Origin of the sequence: Kribbella sp. NPDC050459, from assembly GCF_040655315.1 — a bacterium.
GTDB lineage: Bacteria > Actinomycetota > Actinomycetes > Propionibacteriales > Kribbellaceae > Kribbella.
Map to the genome: position 1 here is coordinate 226,201 of NZ_JBFAJQ010000013.1, position 19,971 is coordinate 246,171.

22 protein-coding genes, 1 tRNA gene and 1 pseudogene are annotated in these 19,971 nt (G+C 65.7%); 13 read left to right on the forward strand and 11 right to left on the reverse strand.

What is annotated here, in order from left to right; all coding sequences use genetic code 11:
• Positions 1-16 precede the first annotated feature (16 nt).
• On the forward strand, positions 17-430 hold the full coding sequence (locus AB0I12_RS33580; protein ID WP_359937419.1) for a pyridoxamine 5'-phosphate oxidase family protein: 414 nt from the start codon (positions 17-19) through the stop codon (positions 428-430).
• Between the two features lie 31 nt (positions 431-461).
• On the forward strand, positions 462-956 hold the full coding sequence (locus tag AB0I12_RS33585; protein WP_359937422.1) for a YceI family protein: 495 nt from the start codon (positions 462-464) through the stop codon (positions 954-956).
• 4 nt (positions 957-960) lie between these two features.
• Here the strand turns inward: AB0I12_RS33585 and AB0I12_RS33590 are convergent, their stop codons facing one another.
• Positions 961-1,488, reverse strand: coding sequence for a G5 domain-containing protein (locus AB0I12_RS33590; protein ID WP_359937425.1), 528 nt, complete (start codon positions 1,486-1,488; stop codon positions 961-963).
• Positions 1,489-1,700: 212 nt separating this feature from the next.
• Here AB0I12_RS33590 and AB0I12_RS33595 point away from each other — a divergent pair.
• Both AB0I12_RS33595 and AB0I12_RS33600 read left to right on the forward strand, forming a co-directional pair.
• Positions 1,701-1,773, forward strand: a tRNA-Lys gene (locus tag AB0I12_RS33595).
• A gap of 245 nt (positions 1,774-2,018) precedes the next feature.
• Positions 2,019-3,449, forward strand: a complete 1,431-nt coding sequence (locus tag AB0I12_RS33600; RefSeq protein ID WP_359937427.1) for a helix-turn-helix domain-containing protein — start codon at positions 2,019-2,021, stop codon at positions 3,447-3,449.
• 91 nt (positions 3,450-3,540) lie between these two features.
• Here AB0I12_RS33600 and AB0I12_RS33605 read toward each other — a convergent pair whose 3' ends face one another.
• On the reverse strand, positions 3,541-4,470 hold the full coding sequence (locus tag AB0I12_RS33605) for a hypothetical protein (protein WP_359937430.1): 930 nt from the start codon (positions 4,468-4,470) through the stop codon (positions 3,541-3,543).
• 153 nt (positions 4,471-4,623) lie between these two features.
• Between AB0I12_RS33605 and AB0I12_RS33610 the strand changes: the two genes are divergently transcribed.
• The 3 genes from AB0I12_RS33610 to AB0I12_RS33620 are packed head-to-tail and all read left to right on the forward strand — an operon-like array spanning position 4,624 to position 6,598.
• Positions 4,624-5,325 (forward strand): hypothetical protein, encoded by a 702-nt coding sequence (locus tag AB0I12_RS33610; protein WP_359937433.1) that lies wholly within the window; start codon positions 4,624-4,626, stop codon positions 5,323-5,325.
• A gap of 57 nt (positions 5,326-5,382) precedes the next feature.
• Positions 5,383-6,207, forward strand: a complete 825-nt coding sequence (locus AB0I12_RS33615; RefSeq protein ID WP_359937436.1) for an ASCH domain-containing protein — start codon at positions 5,383-5,385, stop codon at positions 6,205-6,207.
• 55 nt (positions 6,208-6,262) lie between these two features.
• Positions 6,263-6,598 carry a hypothetical protein gene (locus AB0I12_RS33620; protein WP_359937439.1) on the forward strand — a complete coding sequence of 112 codons (336 nt, stop codon included), beginning with the start codon at positions 6,263-6,265 and terminating at the stop codon, positions 6,596-6,598.
• Positions 6,599-6,805: 207 nt separating this feature from the next.
• On the opposite strand, the gene AB0I12_RS33625 is transcribed toward AB0I12_RS33620, so the two are convergent.
• The 8 genes and pseudogenes from AB0I12_RS33625 to AB0I12_RS33660 all read right to left on the reverse strand — a co-directional run.
• On the reverse strand, positions 6,806-7,144 hold the full coding sequence (locus AB0I12_RS33625) for a DUF3024 domain-containing protein (RefSeq protein ID WP_359937442.1): 339 nt from the start codon (positions 7,142-7,144) through the stop codon (positions 6,806-6,808).
• A gap of 186 nt (positions 7,145-7,330) precedes the next feature.
• Positions 7,331-10,945: a MobF family relaxase gene (gene mobF / locus AB0I12_RS33630; RefSeq protein WP_359937445.1), complete on the reverse strand. Its 3,615-nt coding sequence runs from the start codon at positions 10,943-10,945 to the stop codon at positions 7,331-7,333.
• A 388-nt stretch (positions 10,946-11,333) separates the two neighbouring features.
• Positions 11,334-11,609: a hypothetical protein gene (locus AB0I12_RS33635; RefSeq protein ID WP_359937448.1), complete on the reverse strand. Its 276-nt coding sequence runs from the start codon at positions 11,607-11,609 to the stop codon at positions 11,334-11,336.
• 196 nt (positions 11,610-11,805) lie between these two features.
• On the reverse strand, positions 11,806-12,747 hold the full coding sequence (locus AB0I12_RS33640; RefSeq protein WP_359937451.1) for a helix-turn-helix transcriptional regulator: 942 nt from the start codon (positions 12,745-12,747) through the stop codon (positions 11,806-11,808).
• 4 nt (positions 12,748-12,751) lie between these two features.
• Positions 12,752-13,264 (reverse strand): DUF6879 family protein, encoded by a 513-nt coding sequence (locus AB0I12_RS33645; protein WP_359937454.1) that lies wholly within the window; start codon positions 13,262-13,264, stop codon positions 12,752-12,754.
• Positions 13,245-13,481, reverse strand: coding sequence for a hypothetical protein (locus AB0I12_RS33650; protein WP_359937457.1), 237 nt, complete (start codon positions 13,479-13,481; stop codon positions 13,245-13,247). The genes AB0I12_RS33645 and AB0I12_RS33650 overlap by 20 nt, the downstream gene beginning before the upstream one ends.
• A gap of 143 nt (positions 13,482-13,624) precedes the next feature.
• Positions 13,625-14,077 carry an Imm1 family immunity protein gene (locus AB0I12_RS33655; RefSeq protein ID WP_359937460.1) on the reverse strand — a complete coding sequence of 151 codons (453 nt, stop codon included), beginning with the start codon at positions 14,075-14,077 and terminating at the stop codon, positions 13,625-13,627.
• Positions 14,074-14,292: pseudogene (locus tag AB0I12_RS33660) on the reverse strand (DddA-like double-stranded DNA deaminase toxin); the annotation flags it as partial. The pseudogene AB0I12_RS33660 and the gene AB0I12_RS33655, both read right to left, overlap by 4 nt.
• A 143-nt stretch (positions 14,293-14,435) precedes the next feature.
• Here AB0I12_RS33660 and AB0I12_RS33665 point away from each other — a divergent pair.
• The 3 genes from AB0I12_RS33665 (at position 14,436) to AB0I12_RS33675 (ending at position 17,654) form a co-directional block, all read left to right on the forward strand.
• Positions 14,436-15,632, forward strand: coding sequence for a helix-turn-helix transcriptional regulator (locus AB0I12_RS33665; protein ID WP_359937463.1), 1,197 nt, complete (start codon positions 14,436-14,438; stop codon positions 15,630-15,632).
• Between the two features lie 219 nt (positions 15,633-15,851).
• Positions 15,852-16,049, forward strand: coding sequence for a hypothetical protein (locus AB0I12_RS33670; RefSeq protein ID WP_359937466.1), 198 nt, complete (start codon positions 15,852-15,854; stop codon positions 16,047-16,049).
• A 762-nt stretch (positions 16,050-16,811) separates the two neighbouring features.
• Positions 16,812-17,654 (forward strand): class I SAM-dependent methyltransferase, encoded by an 843-nt coding sequence (locus AB0I12_RS33675; RefSeq protein WP_359937469.1) that lies wholly within the window; start codon positions 16,812-16,814, stop codon positions 17,652-17,654.
• 33 nt (positions 17,655-17,687) lie between these two features.
• On the opposite strand, the gene AB0I12_RS33680 is transcribed toward AB0I12_RS33675, so the two are convergent.
• Positions 17,688-18,212, reverse strand: a complete 525-nt coding sequence (locus tag AB0I12_RS33680) for a hypothetical protein (protein WP_359937472.1) — start codon at positions 18,210-18,212, stop codon at positions 17,688-17,690.
• 108 nt (positions 18,213-18,320) lie between these two features.
• On the opposite strand from AB0I12_RS33680, the gene AB0I12_RS33685 reads away from it, so the two are divergent.
• The 3 genes from AB0I12_RS33685 to AB0I12_RS33695 are packed head-to-tail and all read left to right on the forward strand — an operon-like array spanning position 18,321 to position 19,883.
• Entirely contained in the window at positions 18,321-18,581 is a 261-nt protein-coding gene (locus tag AB0I12_RS33685) for a hypothetical protein (protein ID WP_359937474.1), read from the forward strand.
• 16 nt (positions 18,582-18,597) lie between these two features.
• Positions 18,598-19,488 carry a DddA-like double-stranded DNA deaminase toxin gene (locus AB0I12_RS33690; RefSeq protein ID WP_359937477.1) on the forward strand — a complete coding sequence of 297 codons (891 nt, stop codon included), beginning with the start codon at positions 18,598-18,600 and terminating at the stop codon, positions 19,486-19,488.
• The gene (locus AB0I12_RS33695; protein WP_359937480.1) at positions 19,485-19,883 is read left to right on the forward strand and encodes an Imm1 family immunity protein; all 399 of its coding nucleotides are present in this window, start codon (positions 19,485-19,487) and stop codon (positions 19,881-19,883) included. Before AB0I12_RS33690 ends, AB0I12_RS33695 begins: the two co-directional genes overlap by 4 nt.
• Positions 19,884-19,971: the final 88 nt, after the last annotated feature.

Consider the following 19,971-nt stretch of genomic DNA (forward strand, 5'->3'; position numbering starts at 1 on the left):
TGGGATGGTCGAACGCATGGGATTTCGCACAATGGACGACGAGGAGATGGCCGAGTTCCTGGCCCAGCCGCTGGTGGCCGTGCTCGCGATCGACGACCCCGGCTGGTCGCCGCATGTGACACCGGTGTGGTTCTTGTTCGGCTCCGACCGGTTTCAGGTGATGACGCCGCGCAAGTCGAAGAAGACCCGTCTGCACCGGACCGGCACAGGTGAGCTGTCGCTGTCGGTCCAGACGGTCGAGGGCGCCACGGCGAAGTATGTGAACATGCAGGGCGTGGCCCGGCTGCTGCCCCTGGACGCGGACGTGCTGCATGCCGCGGTGGAGAAGTACCTGCCGGAGGAGGCGCGCGCCGCGTACATCGCCGATCCGCCCGAGGACGCGATGTTCGACATCACCCCGCGGCGCATCACCACGGGCGTCATCGGCTGACAGTCCGCCACGCTGTCTCGTCGTACCGGGTATGACTGACTATGTGCTCGACGCGGACCGGACCCGGATCGGCTTCGTGGCCGCGCATCGCGTGGGCGGGAAGGTGCACGGCCACTTCGCGACGTTCGAGGGCGCCGTGAAGGTGGAGGCGGTGGATCCGTCCGCGTCGTCCGGCTGGCTGACCGTCCAGATGGCGAGCGTCGACACCGGCAACCGCCGCCGCGACGACCAGTTGCGTCAGGACTTCTTCGGCGCGCCGGCGTACCCGGCAATGACGTTTGTCGCCACCGCCATCACGCCGAGCGCGCCGGGTCGCTTCGAGGTCACCGGCGACCTGACGATCCGCGGGACCACGTCGCCGCTCACCGTGCCACTCGAGGTGACCGACACCGGCGACGAGCTCCACTTCACGGCGTCCCGCACCATCAACCGGCACACCTGGAACGCCAACTGGAACTCGTTCACGACCGCCCTGATCCGCCCCGACGTCGTACTGGACCTCGACGTCACCGCGCGCCGCGCCTGATGGGCTACTCGCAGGCGATCCCGTCGTGGTCGGCGTCAAGACGGTAGATGTCGGACCCGAGGACCTCAACCGGGCCGGCGACATACTCCGGCCCGTTGCCGGTACCGCCCGAACAGTCCACGTCACTGGCGATCGGGACACAGCCGCTGTAGTTCGGGTCGCACTCGCCGGCTTGTTGGGACTCCACCTTCGTCCCCACAGCCGTCACCTGCGACCGCGGCTCCTTCGCCACCTCCTGCCGCACCAACGTCTTTGCCGTCTGCACGCCGTTCACATACGTCACCCGATAAACCAGCCGCCGCGTCCCGTTCACCCCCGCCGTACGAACCGCCGTCTCACCCTTCGCCAACGACCCGTCCGTCACCGTCTTCTTCTTGAACGGAATCACCCGCATCTCCACAACTTCCTTGGTCGTGACCACCGGCCGAGCCGTCACCGTCAACGAAGGCAGCCCAGCCGTCCCGTACGGCGGCAACGTGGGCAGAGGCGAAGTCGCACGCATCGGCGACGCACTGCCCTGCAGAACCCGCACCGGCTCACCACCCGCCTCTGCCCCACACCCACCAACAACCAGCACAAGGACAACCGCCCCCAACACAGCACGCACAGCATTCCCCCAACTCACCGTCGGTCCCCCCGCGGCGAATTCCGATCTATACCACCGTGCCTGACGCCCCCACATCCCCCCACCCCCACCAAGCATTCCCCCACCAAACCTGACACACTGTTCCCCACACCACCTGAGGGCCTCTAGCTCAACTGGCAGAGCAGCGGACTTTTAATCCGCGGGTTGTGGGTTCGAGTCCCACGGGGCCTACAAGTCTCCGCAGGTCAGGCGCACATCGGCGCCTCGGCCCGGAAAGTCGAGTCTGCGCAAACTCTGCCAATACTCAGAGTGGCCGATGCGTGCCCGTCTGAGAGGCGGCGGCGGCTCCGCGCAGCCAGTTGGTGGCGCGTTGCTGAGCGACGTATCGCATCCTGTCGCACTGGTCTCGTTTCGCCCGATCTCCGGCTCGCCCAGCCGTTGAGCCGCCACGTGCAGTTGGACTGTGGAGGGCCGAGATGAGCAGACCGCACCTTCCGATCGGAACGTGGGGCAACGTCCGATCCCGCGCTGAGAGGAAGGACACCGAGGGCAAGGTGGTCTCCTGGCGCGCGTCCGCGTACTTCCGTGACCACGACGGACGTACCCGCGAGGTCACCGCATCCGCCAAGACCAAGGGTGCAGCCGAGCACCGCCTCCTCACGAAGCTGCGCGACCGGGCAAAGCTCACGCAGTACGGCGAGCTGAGCCCGACGGACAAGATCAACGACCTCATCGACCTCTGGATCGAGAAGTTAGAAGAACGCATCGAAGACGGCCGGAGATCACCGACGACGCTGACGACGTACCGCACAGCCATCAAGAACTACGTACGCCCTGCCCTCGGTGAACTCCTGATCGGCGAGGCAACCACACCACGCATCGACAGAATCATCGGAACCATCAAGCGCAACGCTGGCCGGTCCACCGCGAAGACCTGCCGCGCGGTCATCTCCGGCATCATGCAACTCGCCGTCCGGTACGGCGCTCTCACCGTCAACCCGGTCCGCGAGGTAGAAGCGGTCGAGGCCCGCCCGAAGGACCCGCCCCGAGCACTCACCAACGAAGAGATCGCCGCCCTCAGACATCAACTGACCACCGACGAAGCCTCCGTACACGCTGACCTACCAGACCTGGTCCTCTTCATGCTCGGCACAGGCGTCCGAATCGGCGAGTCGCTCGCCGTCCTCTGGTCACAGGTCAACCTCGAGTCCGGCGCAGTCGAGATCACTCACACCATGGTGCGCGTCCCAGGCCAAGGCTTGATCCGCAAGGCCCCGAAGTCGAAGGCCGGCGAACGTGCCTTACCCCTCCCGGACTGGGCCGTCACCATGCTCCGCAGACGCCATGCAGCCGGCGTGTGCCCTGACGAACCCATCTTCGCCGACTCCCTCGGAGGCTTCCGAGACCCGTCCAACGTCCGCCGAGCCCTCCGCCGAGCACTGTCCCCTGTAGCCAGCACCGCGCGCCGAGACCTCGGCCAAGTGCTCCGATCCACGCGACTTCAGGCTGGCCTGACTCGCAAACAGGTCGCCACGAAGCTCGGCTGGCCAAAGACCAGGCTCGAGTTGGTCGAGACCGGCCGCATCAAGCTCGACCGCGAACTCGTAGCCGCCCTCGTCAAGACCTACCGCATAAACCTCGACGCATCCCCCACCCTCAGCGCCCAAGTCGACCAAGCAGCCCAACCCTCACCCTCAGACGCCCTCACCTGGATCCGCTCCCACACCTTCCGCAAAACCACAGCCACCGCCCTAGACCGCCGAGGCCAATCCGCCCGCCAAATAGCCGACCACCTAGGCCAAGCCCAAGTCTCCATAACCCAAGACGTCTACATGGGCCGCCGAATCCACAACCCCTCCGCAGCACAAGCTCTAGACCAGGAGTTCACGGATCTCGGCCTCTGGTGAGAACCGCGCCGCGTGCCTGCTTGCTCGAGGACGAATAGAGCTCCGGCTGCTGTCGACCGCGCGTGATGTGCCCCGTCTGAAGCGGAGGCGGTCAGGTGGAAGGGCTTTGGGCTAGGGCGGCCTTGTAGGCGTCTGCGACCTGGATGCAGAAGGTCAGGAGCGGGTTCACGCGTTCGGGCGTCAGCCAACCTGGAACGGTGCGGGCCTGCTTCTCGGTTCCGTTGAACCCGAAGAGTTGGTCGGCCGCGTCCCGGAACTCCGGCGTGGTGAGCGACTCGATGGGGATTCCGCTGTTGAGGCCGGCGTAGGCGCTGAAAGGGACGAGGACATGGCCGTCGTTGAAGACTGCGACGACGGTCCGAATACCTCCAGCGGAAGGACCGCTCGCCTCGAGGACGACATGCTTCGGACCCAGCCTTCGCCGATATCCCGCAGCTTGCCACTTGCCGACCAAGGCGTCCGCTGCCTGTCGCAGGTCCGCGACATCGAACTGGTCGAAGAACTCCTCTAGCGTGACGGTCTCCGACTGCTTGGCCTTCTCGACTGTCGCCGTGAACTGGTTCGGCTCGACGACCGCGGTGAAGAGCGGCGCCCAGGCGCTGTTCTCGATGCGTACTGCCTGGGCCTCCACCAGCCACACCGCGATACCCCGTTCGCTGTCGAGTTCGGCAACCTCGTTCAAGTACTGAGCGACCGCGCGGAACTCATCGCGGTGCTCCTCCGCCACCACGACCAGCCCACGGGCCCGGCGCGCCACCGCGTAGGCCAGCCCGCGGGTCAGATGATCGTGGTCGGCTCGGCCGTACTGGTTCTCGATCACGAACTCCGACCCGTCCTCGACCTGCGCGACGATGTCGATGCGCCGACCACCAGTGGTGGCAACTTCCGACTCCCCCAGCGCGGTGAGATCGACCCCGATCGCGTTGCCGAGTGAGTCCAGCTGAGCGGCGAGCAGCGGCGTGAAGTCAGCAGCCTCGCCCTTCCACGCTTCGGTCAACCTGCCGAACGTCAACTTCGCCATGCCCATGAGATGGATCTATCAGAACTGTGAACGAGGCAGAAGATGTGAGACCGGGTCTGCGTACACGCGGACGTCGGGCTGCGACAGGCTGTGTCGATCCTGGAACCACGCATCCAGTCTCTTTTGTCGGCCGGCTGCCGTAGTTTCGTGCCCATGGACACTCAGGGTCGCGCGTCGATCCGGTTCACCGTGAACGGTCACCGCTACGACCTGTCCCGCGCGGACGTCGCGAACCGGCTGGCCGGCATCATGCCTGACGCGATCCGCAAGCACGGCGTGAGGGTTAACGGCGCATGGTTCCCGGTCATCCAGGCGTTCGAGGCCGCCACCGGCATTCCTCGAACGGCACCGCCGATCGACCACAGTGCGCACATACCACCTGCCGCGCGGAGTGGGCCGCGGAGCCCCGAAGCGCCTGAGGAGACGTCGGGGGAGTGGCATACCGAGGCCAACATCCAGGCAGCCCTGGTGACGGATCTCGTGGCCGACGGGTGGCGCATCCTGTCGGTGGCCAACACCGCCACCAAGGAACGCGGCATCGACGTGATCGCAGCCCGCGCCAGCCAGACCGTCGGGGTCGAGGTCAAGGGATTCCCCAGCCGCGGCTACGCCGACCCTGCCCGTGCCGGGGAGGTCAAGCGCACCACCCCAAGCACCCAGGCCGGCCATTGGTACTCCCAGGCCGTGCTCGCCGCGATGCGACTGCGGGGCAAGGAGCCGAGGTGGCGCAGCGTCATCGCCTTGCCGGACTTCCCGCGCTACCGCGCCCTGTACGCCGAGACGGCGGGATCACTTGCCGCGGCGCAGATCGAGGTCTGGTGGGTCGACCAGACCGGCGCAGTGCATCGGCCGTGATCGTCGCACACGGTGGCGGACGCCGGATGTCCGAGGTCTGGTCCTAGGCTTCGGGCCGTGGATGCTGCATTGGTCGGGGTTGCTGGCGTAGCCGTGGGGTCGGTGCTGGCCTTCGCGGGCACGCAATTGAGTGAGCGGAGCCGGGAACGGCGGGAGGATCACCGGCGGTGGCATGAGCCACGGCTGCAGGTGATGATGAAGGGTGGGGGCTGGGCGTTCGGCTGCCAGTTGGTTGGCGGCGCCCTCGGCGCGCTCGGGACTCCTGCTCGGCAGATGCCGATCCGGGTCTTTACCCCTCAGGTCCTGGCCCCGACCGGCGCGAACCTGTCCAAGTCGCTGCTGCGCGAGCATGGCCGCGGCGTCCTTCCCGCCGACGTCGAACCATGGATGCTCGACACCACTGCCTGGCCCGGCACAGTCGACAACTACGTCGACGCCTTGGTCTGGCTCGTGTCGCAGCTGCTGACGGATCCCAAGCACTTCCTCCGATCGTTCACTGTCAAGGAGCTAGGCCGACTGATGACCGCACGCCCCAACGAACCACTGATCCGCGCCCACGAGATGGGCATCTACAAGCGTTACTTCGACCTCATCGCCGCCGGCCGCAAAACCACCGAGATCCGGGTCAACGACTCCAGCCGCAAGAACATCAAACCGGGCGCCCTGATCCGGTTCCGTTGTCAAGGCGACGAGGTGCTGACCCGAGTAACGAGGGTCGCCCGGTACACCGACTTCGACGCAATGTTCGACTCCGAATCAGTCGCGGCCGTCAACCCCCTGGCCACGCGGGAAGAGCAGCTCGCCAACATCCGCCAGATCTACCCTCCGGAGCGCGAAGCCCTGGGCGTGGTTGCCATCGGCATCGAGTTGGTGAGGCCCTGATGCGGGTCTGTTACGCCCACGGGCCAAGCGTCGCTCAGCCCGCTACTGTTGACGGGTGAGTCGTCCTACATTCATCCGGCAGGTGACCTCGTCGACGACGTACCACCCGGACGGCAGCGTGGACACGACGAAGGACGCGGCCGTGTGGACGCTGGCTCATCGCGGCTACAGCGGAGGTGGCAGGCTGGATGTGTGGGTCTATCCGACCAAGGCGGCTGCGCTGCGCGAGGGAGCCGCTTTGGCGATGGCGTGCGGCCTGGACGAAGATGAGCAGGCCGTGAAGCTGTTCAAGGCAAAGCGCTACGACCAGGTCATGGAGCGGTATGAGGCCACCCACCCCGACACCCACCTGCTGCGTGTGCAGCCGGCCTTCCTCCAATACCCCGACTGAGACTCCCGAAAGGCTGGCCCCGCAAGCCGAACGGTGGCGGCGGCCTGGTGGTGTCGCGCTGACAGCTGGCCTGGGGTGTCCCAGGAGGCGCCCGGAGCCAGCCACGCGAGACGTGGTCTGCCTCAATGGGATGCTCGCCGTACCGGTGACGCTGCCCTTGATCGACTCGCTGCAAATGCGTAGCACGATCTCGCCGACGGGTTGCGGTCAGCCCCAGAAGATGTTGGTGGGGTCGCGTTCGATCTCAGTCAGGAGGTCTTCGATGCGCTGCGACGGGGAGAGTCGGTTGTAGGTGTGGAAGCGTTGGTGCTGGTCGGCCCAGTACAGCGTCCAGGACATGTCAGTCGCGTTGTAGCGCAGACGAGCGATCGCGGAGCTCGTCCAATCAGGCCCGAGGTCCTCGCGCCATGGCGGGCGTCGTTCCACGATCGTCAGGTGGCGCGGAGCGAGTTCGCATTCGACGCGCAGTTGGTCGCGAGCGTGCTCGGGAACCCGTGCGGCACACCAGTGCTGTACGCGTGCAACATCCAGGTCGGGAAGAGCCATTCAGATCACCAGTCGTCGGGTGGCCTGAGCCATGCTGATCTGGTCAGCGGCTTGGCCGATCGGCGTGCGGAGCACCGCGGGTTGGTCGACACCTTGATGGAAGCATGCAGGTGGGCGACCGTCCTACTCCCCAGACCCTACCGACCCACGGTCGGTGAGTCTGGCCTAGCACTTGATACGGCGACGTCAGTCTGGCTGCGGCAGTTGAACGGGCTGTGCTGACACCTCAGCAATGCCCGTGCCGTCGATCGATCGTTCGACAGCCTCTGGCGACAACCCGGTGAGCATCCTCATGAGCCGGGCGTGCTGATGGCGTCGCACGTCTGCGTTGGCTTGTGGGGTGTCCCCGAGGATGGAGTGGCCGTGGATTTGGTAGCGCTCTCTGTATGCGGCGACCTCGCGGGCCAGCTCGGCGAGTTCCTGGTCTGGGGGCTCACCGGCTGCGTGACGCAACTCGCGGTACCAGATGGGAGGGTTGGCGAGTAATTGGTCGGCGAGCCAGTTGGTGCGTTCGATGATTTGGGATTCGAGTTCGCGCAGGGGCGCGATCAGTGTGGGGTCGCTGGCGTGGCTGGCCGGGGTGATGAGGCCGACGATCTGCGTGGGGTGGCGGCCAGTCTTGTATAGAGCGCGGAGGGTGAGGCGGTGGACTCGGTGGCGGATGACGGCGGCGAGGTCGTTAGCGGTTGTGAGCGCTGATTGGTTGACGGCGTGGTGGAGCGCGTCGGTGATGTTGAGGCCGGCGTCTTCGGCGCGGCGGAGTGCGGCGATGTGGGGGCCGTAAGCACGGGAGGCTTGGAGTGCGGCCTGGTCAGCTGGGTCGAGGCCGGAGGTGGCGATGGCGGGTTGGTAGCGCTTCTTGGCGTCGAGTTGGCAGAGGTGTTCGTGGATAGGGACGAGGCGGTCGAGTCTGGTGGCGTTGTCGAGTTCTTGGCGCATGACTTCGTGGGCGGATTCTTCGACGCCGGGATCGTTGAGGACGATTTCGAGGACGTCCTGCATGGTCTGTTCAGCGTGGGGTTCGTGGAGGTCCGCGTCGGTCTGGTGGGTGGAGACGTAGGCGTTGTTGGCGTGGCGGCCGCGGGTCATGCCGACGTACATCAGGGCCCGGGTGAGCTGCTCCGTCACGAGGAGGTGGGCCGTGTCGATGGTGGCGCCTTGGGCTCGATGCGCAGTGGTGGCGTAGGCGAGTTCGACCGATTCCTGGACGTATGCGTTCGGGAGAGTGACGGTGTCGCCGGTGGGGTTCTGGACGGTGAGGGAGCCGTCGGACCAGCGGTGGATGACGGTCCAGCGGTCGCCGTTCTTCACGAACTGGCGGTGGCCGTAGGGGAGGCGCCGGTTGTTCAGCCGGGTGACGATCTGGTCGCCGAGGCCGACGTGGTTGCCGTTGTGGAGTTCGATGCCGTCGGGTTCGACTTCGCCGGTGGTGATGCGGTCGAGACGGGCGCGGGCGTTAAGACGCGCGACGGTGGCGTTGTCCGCGGCGATCAGCAGGCTGGTCTTGCCGTTGTTGGTGTCCGTGAGCCAGGCCTTGTAGGCGGAGTCTTCCATCGCCTCTGATGAGCCCGCGGTCAGCCGATGGTGTCCGTCGTAGGCGTCGACGGCGATAAGTTCGCCGCGGCGTAGGGCGAGGCTGGCGTCGCGTTCCCAGGGATTGGTGAAGCGCCACACGTCGGTAAGTTCGGCAGCCTCCGTGTCTTTGGCGATGAGGCGGAAGGCGCCGCCGGTGTCGGCCGCTCCCAGTTGGGCGTCGTCGCCGACCAGAAGGAGCTTCGCCCCGGCAGAGTTGGTCGCCCGGGCGAGGGCGGCGAGTTCCATGGTGCTGGCCATGGATGCTTCGTCGACGATGACGAGCTGGTTCTTGTGGAAGCTCCACCGATCGTGCTCGGCTCGCAGGGCTGCGAGCTGCGCGATCAGTCGCTGGTGACGGAGACGGCGGTGTGCGCGGTGGGCGAGGGCGGTGGCGTGTTCGGTGTGCAGGATTTGCTCGCGGCGCTGTTCGGCGCCGAGGCCGGAGGACTCGTAGATCCATTTCGCGATGTTCTCGGTGGGGGTGCCGATGGCATCGGACAGCACGGTCGAGGCGGCTGACGATGGGGCGAGGGCGATGATCGACCCGTCCCCGTACCTGTCTTGCCAGCTGGCGGTGAGAGCAGATAGGAGGCTGGTTTTGCCGGCGCCGGCTGGGCCGATCAGGGCCTCGAGCCGTTGACCGCTGGTCGCGATTCGGCGGAGGGCAGCGGCCTTGTCAGGGCTGAGTCTGGCGGTGTGGATCGTGGCTGGGGTGATGGTGGGTCCGGTGGTGTCGCGGGCGAGGTCGAGCAGGATCGCTTCGGCGCCGAGGACGACGGGTGAGGTGTAGATCTGGCCGTTGTGGATGGTGAACACGTTCTCGCCGCTGGCGCGGGTGACGGGCATGGTGACCAGGTTGGGTGCGGTGAGGCTGATCGAGTGCCGCTCGGCGTGTTCGACGATCGTCTGCAGTGCGGTGAAGCGGTCGTTGGTGGTGACGAAGCGGAGGAGCCGGGTTTGCCGTGCTGCTTCGGCGAGAAGGTTCCAGCGGGTCCAGGTCGCGCGTTTGGTTTGCAGGGTCAGGACGGTCGCCGCGCCGTACGCGTCGAGCGTCTCCGGGCTCAGGTCTGCCGCTGCCAGGGGACGCTCGCCGGCCGCGTTCAGGGATCGCTGGATGGCGGCGACGGCGTCGTGCCCGATGGCCCGGTCGGCGCGTTGACGCCACTGCGCCATCAGCACAGCGAGGGGTTGGGCGAGGTCCTTGGAAGGGCGATTCATGAGGGTCGCGTGCTGGCGGAGGGCGTACATTTCGCGCTGGCCGGGTGGGTGGATCTGGTCGTTTCGGTCGTCGAGAAGTGCGTTGAGGTTGGCCTCGATCTGTGTGGTTCTGGCCGAGAACTCGCGGATCAGTTCGTCGGAAATCGCGTCGATTTCGAACGCCGGATTCCGCCGGGAACCGCGTTCGCGCAGCTCCCAGTTCACGCCAAGACGCCGGCTGAGATTGTCGGCAAGGAGCACGTTGTGGATCTCCGACATCGCTACCGCGGACCGGTAGAGCACCCGCCCGTCCAGGGTCCGCCACGCACCGTCTGGGCCTTGTACGCGATTGGCGACTACCACGTGAGTGTGCAGTTGCGGGTCGCCGCTGCGGCTGTCCCAGTGATCGAACGCCGCGGCGATCAACCCGCGGGTATCCAGCTGCGCGATCCCGCCATCGCCGCTCCTGGTGAACGTCGCATGTTGCTCGATCAGCGACACTACGTCGGCGACAGCCGCGTGATGGGCAGCGACGATCTGCTCCTGGGTGCCCACGTCGGCAGTTGCCCACAGTGCCGAGACCGATTTGACCGGCGAGAACGTCAGATCGAACCCGGCTACTGCCTGCCGTGACTTCTTCCGCATCTCCTCGCGCCGGATTCGCGCGGCCGCACGTTCGCGTTCGGCGTCAGGCAGGGCCGGGTCGAGATCGCGGATCCGGTCCTGGATCCGCTCTTCCGGACCTTTGAAAACACGGTAGGGCTCGCCGAGCGTCCGGCCGGTGAGCGGATCTTCCGCACGTCCGAACAGTGCAGCCATCTGCGCCTCGTTCACCTCGCTCCCGGGCATCAACTCGCCGTCGCCCAGACCGCTGAGACCCCGGCCCATCCAACGGCCAGGTGGGTATCCCGACGCGGTGTAGTACGCCGTCAGCGGCGTAGCCATCCGCCGATCAACGTCCCCTGCAGCGACATGCCGAAGCAGGTACAGGTACCCCTCTCCGGCGTTCAACCGGTGGATACTCAGCACAGTCGCCCACCCAGAACGTGGCGGTTGATTGGGTTCGCTAGTTCGCGCACGCTAGCTCAACGGATGAGCGGTCAATGGTTTGATCGCTGCGGCGCTCGCGGTGGCGCGCCGAGCATGCAAGAGGTGTGATCGGATCGAGGCTGTCGTTTCGTGGCCAGCGACGCTCGTCGGCCCGCGGCGGTCTTGCTGCGGTTGGAGTCAGCGCCTTCATTTATTCATAGAGACCTGACGAATCACCACAGCCCCCGCGCACGACGAACGGCGGTCGACGGCTGGCGGCGCGTTGCACGTCAGCGCTCTGATGGGGATCGCCTTCTTGAGGATCGGCTCGAATCCGCGCCGGCCGACGTCGCTCGTGATTGCAGGACCGCCGCGACGGGGCTGAACGTCAGGGAATCGTGACGACGCGTGCCCCAGTGACCGCTTCGAAGGACGACTTGATCGAGCGTGGTGAGCCGAGCACCGTGAAGTGCAGCATGCTCGGCAGGAGGATGACCTCGACCTTGTCGCGGATCGTTGCTTGGAAGAGGCGTTCGAACGCCGACAGGCTCAGCCAGTCCTCCTCGATGAAGACCGCGGCGAGCTCGAGGCCGGCGTCGGCTGCATAGGTTGCCAGGCGCTCTCTGCTGCGTGTGACCTGAGGTTGGCAGATGAGGAGGGGCACGCGCAGATAGGCGTATGCGCATGGTCTCCTGACGGCTTGCTTGCGGTCATCGCGCCTGCAGTTGCAGGTCAGCGAGTAGCAGTTGCCTGCGGTGTGAGTTCGTCGGCCGTGCTCTCCGCCCGGCAGGCGATCTGCGACTGTACGGTCCCGACGTCGTACTGGCTGGTCCCGCCAGCGCGAGATCTGTTCCCGATGGTCACGCTCTGACGGTATGAGCCGGGCCTTGACGGCCTCGATGAACTTGCTCGAACTTGCTCGCGTCGTCTGAGGGGGAAGGGACGTCAGTAGGTAGATCCGCGAGCGAGGCTTTGATCAGGGTGCGAGCGCTTGATCCGTACACGGCGAGCTTGCTGAGTGCCGTGAAGGTTTCGGCGTACATGGCGATCTCCCGCGGGTGACTGACCGTGAGGAAGCCCGACACCATTTCCACGTTGGCCGGAATGTTGTCGAAGATGTAGAAGTCTTCGACCGGCCAGCGTGACGATCTGTCTACGTCGGCAGGGATCACGCCGAGGCTCACGGATGCGAGCTTCATGACATCGAGCAGATGGCGCAGTTGTTGTGCCAGCACCGTCGAACCGCCGAGCTGGTAGCGCAAAGCAGCCTCTTCGAGGACGAAGGCGAAGGTGTGCCCGCGCTGGGGCAGGATGCGCTGACGGTCTACGCGTTCCGCCACCGTCGCGTCGATGTCGTCGATCGCGACGCGTCGGCGGTCCCGGATCGAGGTGAGTACGGCTGTGGTGTAGTCCGCGGTCTGCAAGAGACCGGGCACCATGGTATGGCAGTACCAGCGGTATTGCCTGGTGCGTTCGTAGAGGTCGCGGACGCTGGCGTTGAGGTGTCGGAGCCCCGTTCGTTCGGCGCGCCGCCAGTCCAGCCACATTGAGTCGACGGCCCGTAGTTCGGCAATGAGCTCGGGCACCAGGTCGGGCGTCGAGCAGACTGCGCACCAGGTGCGGAGGTCAGCCTCCGAGGGCTGCTGTTTACCGTGCTCGATCTTGGAGGTCTTGGCCTCATGCCAACCGGCCGCGGTGGCCAGGGCTCGCGCCGAGAGCCGCGCGTCGAGCCTGATATCCCGCAGCCGGTCAGCGAGCGCCTGACGGGCGCTCTGAGCACTCGAGGATTGCGAAGCAGGCATCCCGCTACAGCGTAACGGAGTACTGCTCGTGGTCGATCCCAAGCGCCCAGGCGGCCTCGAACGCCGAGAGACATAGCTTCACTGCGTCTGGATCGGTGCTCACCTCGTTGCCGACGAACCGTCCGTCGCCGGCGAAGAGGCCGAATTGCAGGGTTGCCTCGTCGAAAATCCAGACGTCGTTGCCAGGCAGGGCGATCGCCGACACCCGCGCGCGAGGTACCCAGCGAATCGCCTCGCCCGCAACCACGTTGACCCGCGAGGTCACGGCATGCTCGAACGCGATGTACTCCGACACCGGTTCACTGACGACCCGGACCCGTTTCAACGCGACACCGCGCGCTGTTGCCGAGCTGGCGATCTCCGTCCAGCCGGCGTATTCGCGGACCGCCTGGTCTAGGTCGCCTGCCTGCCACGCCGCGAAGGCGGGATCGTCGAGCATGTAGTGGTCGCGGAGCTCCAGCTTGAGCACGGTTCGCGTGCTGCCCGCGAGCAGTTGATCAAACGACGGCTCCGGCACGGCACGCCTCCACAATCATCTCCGCCATCCTGGCGGGTAGCTTCACCACGGACTCCGAGTCCGAGATCCCGCAATCCTCGGCCAGCTTGGCCAGCAGCGCTGGATCGACAACCGTCTCACCCTGGAAGTAGACGTCTCCGGTCTCCTCGTTACGGAAGACCGCAGGACAGTTGTTGCCTGGGCAGTCGGGATCCTTGCCGTAGAACTGTAGTGCCACGATGACCTCCCGGATTGAGTACTGCGTTGTGGGTAGTGCTCGGCCAAATCATCGAGCGGTCGTCCGCTCGTGGCCAAGCGTCTTGGCGAGTACCTCGCAAGTTCGCGCAAGGTACTTGCCAGATCTGGGTTACGAGCTCGAACTCAGCCGACGTTCTCGGGCCACGACCGCCACTCAACGCCTCCGGGTCGCTGGCCGCCGCTGTGAAGGAAGTCCTTGACGGCCGCTCGCAATACGTCGAGTGAAACCTCGGAGTCGAGCGCGAAGTCTTCCGGATGGCCGGCGTACTCGTAGAAGACTCGGCCGTGCTGCGAGGTCTGGCCGACGGCGTACCAGACGCCCTCGACTCCGTCGACCGTGCCGGCGAACTTCAGGCCGCCGAGCTTCCGTTCGGCGTTGACGCCGACCCGCAAGTCATGATCGGGGTAGCCCTGGTCTGTCTGCGACCGTTCCGCGAGGTAGAGAGCGGCCAACGTGTGATCGAACGTCTCGCTGAGCAGTTCGTCGATGAGTTGGTCGACGTCGGCGTCGGTCTGGATCACGAGAGGCTGATCGTCGTGCTCGTGCCGGTAGTAGGCCTCGATGCTGTAGCTCATCCTTCGTTGGTCTCTCCACTCGGATAGGTGCGTTTGAATCCGTCCGGGCCGTACACCGTCAGTCGTGCTCCATCAGGGAGGAACTTCCACAGGTTCCGATGACAACCGTACGGGCCGGGGCAGGGTCTGTTGTTGATCGTGATGGTCTCGTCAGTTAGGCCGTCGCGACGCATGCGCATGGCGAATTTGACCTCGACATGCGAACCCCAGGGTGTCCGGACCCGACGCGATTCTGATGTTGTGCTACTGCCGCTCGTACACGCTGATGAAGGCTCGTCGAGTCAACGCGCAACGCGCAACTCCGCGGGTCTCAGCCGGTTAGACTCGTCCTGGCAACGGCACGGAGGGCGTACACAGCATGGGTCGGTCGTCGGAGGCGGGTGCGCGGATCGCGGATCTTCGCAAGCGCCGCCAACTTACCCAGCATGGGCTGGCTGCCCGGGCCAACGTGTCGTATAGCTTGCTGACGAAGGTCGAGAGTGGCAGCAGGCCTGCTTCAGAGGCGTTCGTGGCGGCCTGTGCTCGGGCCTTGGGTGTGGAAGTAGCCGCGCTTACGGATCAGACTCCCGCCGATGGCACTGCAGACGGTCACCTGGGGGAACTCCTCGTTCGAGTAGAGACCCAGCTGGACCTCTACGACTTGGATCCGGACGAATCGGCACGACCGCGGCCGATCGACCAGTTGCGCGCCGCTGTGCGGCAGGTCAATCAGGTCGCTCAGGCCGCAAAGTACGAACAGATGGCTGGGCTGTTGCCGAGTCTGTACGCCGAGCTGCACGCGGCGGCCCATCTCTGGTCCGGCCGCGAAGAGAGCGAAGCATGGGGGCTGCTCGCCGAGGCATACCGGTGCGCTCACACCATTGGTATCGCGACGGGCTTTCCGGATCTCTCCCTGATCGCCCTCAGCCGTATGGATTGGGCTGCCCAAAACGCCGCCGATCGAGCTCCAGGTCTGCGTGCTGCTCGTGAGTATCTACGGGTGACTGCATACCTCCGCAAACACGACTACGACACTTGCTGGAACCTCAATGCGGCGGGACGGGCGCATCTGGAGGGCACCGACGCCAAAACACCTGGCAGCCTTGTGGCGGCCGGCCAACTCAACCTCGGGGCTGCCGTGCTGGCTGCCCGCACCGGCGATGCCAGTGCCACCAGCGAATACCTGGACGAGGCCCGTCATTACGGGAAGTTGACTGGTGACGATCTCGAGACGTTCTGGTTTGCGTTCGGGCCGACCAACGTGGCCGTCCACCGCGTGATGACTCTGATTGAGCTGGGCGACTACTCCCACGCCGTCATCCTTGGCGAACATATGGAGTTCCCAGCCGGTTGGCTGCCCACGCGCATCGGGCACCACCACTTCGACATGGCCCGGGCCTACGAACGGCTGAACCTGCCAGATGACGCCATACGACATCTGCAGCTGGCTCGCCAAGCAGCTCCCGGTCAAGCCCGTCGTCACCCGACCGTGCGGTCGGTTGTGGCGGACCTGCTGCGGGCCGCTCGACACCCATCTGACGCCCTCACCCGATACGCCAACTGGATCGGTCTGTAGGACGCCCTTGCCGCCGACTTGCACACAGGTGTGCAAGTCGGCGCCGCTTGCCGGAGCCAGGATTGGTCACGTAGCGCATCGACGCGGCTACCGGCGACCAGACGGTCACCGCCTCCAACGGGAGCCAGTCATGACAACCGGGTTTTGGATTCTCACCCTCATAACGGCGGGACTGTACGTCGTCATCGTCCGTGACATCGCCCGTGAGGTGCGGGGCGAATGACAGCACTTGCTAACGTCCCACGACCGGCCGCCCGGCGCGTCCGCGTCTGGTTCGGTGAGCATGTCATCGCGGATTACACCGGCGAGCCCGCTGACGCCCTCCGGTACCAAGCGGGCATGACGCGGCGCTTCGCAAGCCTGCGTATCACCATCGAGCCGGACGCGGCGGTGGATGAAGATGCTGCCGACTCGTGAACGGCCAGCACAGGCGTGGCTGGTGGTCCCGACTCTGGGAACGCTTGGTCGTGAAGTTGCGCGGGTGGATGGACGAGGATCGGTGACCGACTACACCTGGTCGCTACATCTCGGATGTGCCAGGCGTCATCTGTACGTGTCGAATCGGCACCTCAATGAGGTGGAGCGTGAGCTCCGGATCCTCGCTCAACTCGCACGGCCTGTTGTGGGCTCGGAGTACGTCGAAGACCCCGACACCACGCAGGCGGCCTTCGAGGCGCTAGTGGCCTCGGTCAATCGCTACCAGATCACGGCAGTGGTGCTGCCGGGTCTGCGGCACCCAATCGGAGATCCGGGAGGGTTCGAGCGCGGTTCGAGCGGGTCACGGGGGCTCGCATCATGCTGCACGAGGTCACCCCATGAACTGGCGGAGTCGGTGGGGAGCCGTCATCCTCCGCCCCTCACGTGCAGAAGATCGCTGCACACCCACCGACTCCGTCAAACCCCGCGGTCCTTGTCCGAGTCCTCCTCTCCCCTGTGGAGGGCTCGGCCAGGGGCCGCTCAGATGCCGGCTGGCACGGGACGCGGAAGCGAGTCCGTTCCGTGTCAGCCGCTCAATCGCCGAGGCACGGACGGGTGCCTCGGTCCCGGTCGGCTGAGTGGTTGGGGCGTACGCGCCCGGGCGAGCAGCCACTCAGCCACCGCTGTCCAAGACCAGCGGGCGGGCGCACAGCCTGCAGAGCGGACGCCCGCCCGCTGTTCCACCTCGATGATAGGAGCGCAGTGGATACGCCCGTAGTCCCACTGAATCGGCTGAGCGTCAATCCAGCGATCGAAACGCACTACTCAAGTCGCTGGGACGAAGCGGCCCGGCTGAGCTCGACCCTGAAGGGCCGCCTGGAACAGGCCCGCCTCTATGACTTCCTTTGCCACTGGTTCCCGCCGCCTCCGGCTCGTGTGGCCGATATCGGCGGTGGCCCCGGTGTGCACGCGGGCTGGCTCCGCGACCAAGGACACGACGTGGTACTACTCGACCCAGTCCAACGTCATGTCGACCAAGCCAACGCGGCGGGCATCACCGCCGAACTTGGCGATGGCCGCCGCCTGCCATGGGCGAACCAGTCGTTCGACGCCGTACTGATGGCAGGACCGCTCTACCACTTGCCGGAGGCAAGCGACCGCCGCCTGGCACTTCGCGAGGCTTTGCGGGTCTTGCGTCCTGGTGGCGTGCTCGCTGCGGTGGCGATCAACCGAGCAGCGAACCTGATTGGTTCCACGCTCGCCAACACCCTCCTGACTCGGCACGGCATCGTGCGCGACATCCTGGAGACCGGCCACAGCGCCGACAACGAGCGGATGGCGCACTGCTACTACCACCGCGAAAGCGAGCTACGCAGCGAACTCATCAGCGCCGGCCTGCGGCCAGTCAGCATCTTCGGTCTCACCGGTCCCGGTGGCTGGCTGACAGTCATGATCGACGCCCACTTCAAGAACCAGCCCTACACCGACAAGCTGGCCGAGCACGACCCGCTCGACACGGCGCTGGAGTGCTCTCGCCTGGCAGACCGAATGCCCGAACTGGTGGCAGCCAGTTCGCTGTTCCTGGCCGTGGGCCAGAAAGGCTGAGCCGTGGTGTCCAGCTGCACGGTTGGCGAGATCTCAGCCGAGCTTGCCGTGCAGCTCGACGTACTCCTCTTCGGCCCGCAGCACCTTCGACAGGACCGCATCGGCGCTCGGTAGTGGATGGAGCGGGAAGTTCGACCCGTCCCACCTCAGCCGGCCGTCGACGGTCGTCGAAGGCGGGATGACCACGGGTATCCCTGGCTCGACGTACTCAACGCCAGTAGCCAGCGGGCCAAGGTCGGGTTCGGGCTGGAGCGTGCAGGTGATCCAGTCACCGTTCGGCAGTTTCATCGTCGGCGGCCAGACCCCAGGTCGCTCCTGCTCGTACAGCCGCTTGCCGTAGGCGCCGGCGATCCGCGGCAGGCGCCAGATCGCCACGGCCGGGCACGACGTGACCGCCAGGTTCGGTGGCTCGGCGACGTCCCAGACGGCGCAGGCTGCATCGACATCGGCGATCCAGTCGCCGTCCGGCGTGCCCGCGATAGTTGCCGCCTGCACCGGAATATCACGCTCCACGCAGGCGAGAGCCGTGTCCAACAAGGCGTTCTTGCGTCGAATCATCTGCCTGATCGTCCTCCCGTATCGAGAACATCATTGCCGTGCTACCGCCCGGCATGTCAATCCGGACCCAGCAGATCGCTGACTGTCTAACCAAGTGAGGAGCCGGACATGTCCCAAGTCGAACAGATGAAGATGCAGCTGCACGGTTTGGCTGACCAATCGAGGCAAGGCGCAGCCAGTCTGGCTGGCTTCAAGCAGCGCTTCGAACAGTCCAGCCAGCAGGTGCACGCCCTCATCCGCGGCACAGCAACCCGCGCCGACCAGGACATCGCGACGATGCTGGATGCCGCCGCAAAGTCGGTCGACCAAGCCGTCCAATCGCTGCAAATCGCCGAAGCCGGGTGCCGCGGCTACGCCGACCAGATTTAGCTGGCCGAGGCAGCGCATGCCTTCCGAGCTGCAGCGAGTCGCCGAACAACTGCTCGCCTGCCTGAACGAGGCTCCGCGGGCGGTCAGCTACCTGCATGACCGAGCCGGGAAGTGCCACGAAGCCGCGGCATGGATCGGGAGCATCAGTAACAACCCAAGCGGCCGAATAGCTGGCATGCAGCTCGACGATGCGGCAAGGCGCTGCGAAGAGGCAGCCCACTACTTGTCTCAGGCGGAGGCTCGAGCGAAGCAATGGGTCGAGCAGATGGTGAGCGGCATTCGAACCGCCGAACCAAGCGGCGGCTTGAGGAATGAACGGTCGGTGGGGCCACGTGGCAGCACGCCTCCTGGGGACCACCGGCGTGACGACGAACCTGAAGCCATCAAGCCGGACAAGCCCGCGCGGGCCAGCGGTGAGAACAGTTCGGGCGAAGATGGACTGCCGTCGCGGGGCGCCGTCGACGATCGGCCGCACGACGGTGGCGCTAGTGATGAACCTGAAGATCAGCCGGAGCCCGCTCCGTTCATCGAGCCGATATTTCGGCGACTCCCCGAGCGGCCTGGAGACGTCGGGCCGACAGCCGGCATTCTGACCAGGCCGGACGGTGGAGGCCTGATCCATGTGCGCAGCGGGACGCGAGGACCCGGAGGTACGGCGCCAGGTCTGGGCGGCCGAACCGCCAGCCTCGACTCTGCACGGGAACATGCCGAGGGCCACGCGGCGGCACTCATGCGCCGTGCGGGAATGCCTCGAGAAATGACCCTGTACGTGAACAAGCGTCCCTGCGGTGGACGGTACGGCTGCGACAACACGTTGCCGTGGCAGTTGCCACCCGGTGCCAAGCTCACGGTCTATTGGCCGGGCGGCTATAAGGTCTACATCGGTGATGGGAGAGGACTCGCATGAACGACTTCTTGACGGCCTACTACGACGATGACGCGGGACAGCAGCGCATAGGCAGCCAGGCCGCGCTCGACGAGCTGCTTGACCGAGTCGCAAGTCTGCCGCGGTCGACCTGGGTCGAATTGGTCAGTGCGAACGAGCTCACCACGATGAACATTGGACTAGGCGCTGCCTTCAGTTCCTTGACGCTCTACGACGACGTCGATGGCTCCGCAAAGTACCGCTCAGCCGGCACCCTCGCCGAGCCGCAGGAAGCCGCCTTCGACTATGGCGGCGTGCCGACGACCATGGGCAAAGGCAGCGCGATCACCGTGAAGGAGGCTCGTGCAGCGGCCTCCGAGTTCTTCGCCACCGGCAGACGTCCTGAGCTGGTCGCATGGAAGCTGGCAGTCGACTAGGTCGTGTCTGTTAATTGGTGATGCGGTGGTGGGTGACTATGGCGGCGAGGAGTACGCCACCGAGGTAGGTGAGGGCGTACTTGTCGTA